Annotated in this window: 1 protein-coding gene; it reads left to right on the top strand. The window is 60.5% G+C overall.

The window, feature by feature from the left end:
- Positions 1 to 238 precede the first annotated feature (238 nt).
- A partial coding sequence (locus tag EDF71_RS24880; protein ID WP_133859196.1) for an IS110 family transposase occupies positions 239 to 1,177 on the top strand: 939 nt, incomplete at its 3' end.

Below are 1,177 nucleotides of genomic sequence, written 5' to 3' on the forward strand. Positions count from 1 at the left end.
TAAAAAACGGCCATCGCACGCGCCGTACCGCCCCTTTGAAGAGAAACACGTGCAGGCCTAAGATAAGTCGTGCGTCTGGCAGTGGCCGACAGCTTTTTGGAGGCTTCGAACCCCGTCAAAAAACCTGGTCCAGGGGAAGCTGCGGACCCAGCTGTGGTGGCGCCATAGTGCGACCCCGTTTAGGAAATTGATCTGATCCGAGTCCCCGCCCGGCGTGCTCAACCTTCAGGAGGTGATCATGTCAAAACTGACTGCGAAGCCGGCGGGATTGCCCGTCATCCATGAACGTGCGGCGGGCATCGACATCGGAGCGCGATTCCACGTCGTTGGCGTCCCGCACGATCTATGTGACGAGCCCGTTCAAACCTTTCAGGCCTTCACCGGCGACATTGAGCGAATGGCCGACTGGTTGGTGTCGATGGGTATTCGAACGGTCGCCATGGAATCGACCGGCGTTTACTGGGTTCCGGTGTATGAGGTTCTGGAGGAACGCGGCTTGGAGGTCATCGTTGCGAATGCGCGAGAAGCGCGTGCGGTGCCAGGTCGCAAGAGCGACGTGAACGACGCTCAGTGGTTGCAGCGTCTGCACTCCTGCGGACTGCTCCGGCCCAGCTTCCGCCCTGCTCGTGACATCGCTGCGCTGAGGGCCTATCTGCGGTTGCGCGAGCGACATGTCGATTACGCCGCCGCGCACATCCAGCACATGCAAAAGGCGCTGACCCTCATGAACCTGCAGCTGCACCATGTCGTCAGCGACATCACCGGCGTGACCGGCATGAAGATCATCCGTGCCATTGCCGGAGGCCAACGCGATGCAGCAGTGCTGGCGTCGATGAGGGATGTCCGCTGCAAGGCATCGACCGAGACGGTCCAGGCCGCATTGGTCGGCAACTATCAAGTCGAGCACCTGTTCGCGCTATCCCAGGCACTTGCGCTCTACGACTTTTATCAGGAGCGTATCTCCGAATGCGATGGGCAGATCGAGCGCTCGCTGGTCATGCTGAATGCCGACAAGCCAGCCCCGGAAACAGTCTTGCCGAAGCCTCGGCACAAGACGGTACAGCCAAACGCGGTGGCCTTCGACTCCCGTCCACTGCTTTATCAGTTGACTGGGGTCGACCTCACGCAGATACACGGCGTCGGACCCTACTTGGCATTGCGGTTGGTCGCGGAGTGC

This window comes from Comamonas sp. JUb58 (assembly GCF_004364775.1).
Taxonomy (GTDB): domain Bacteria; phylum Pseudomonadota; class Gammaproteobacteria; order Burkholderiales; family Burkholderiaceae_C; genus Comamonas.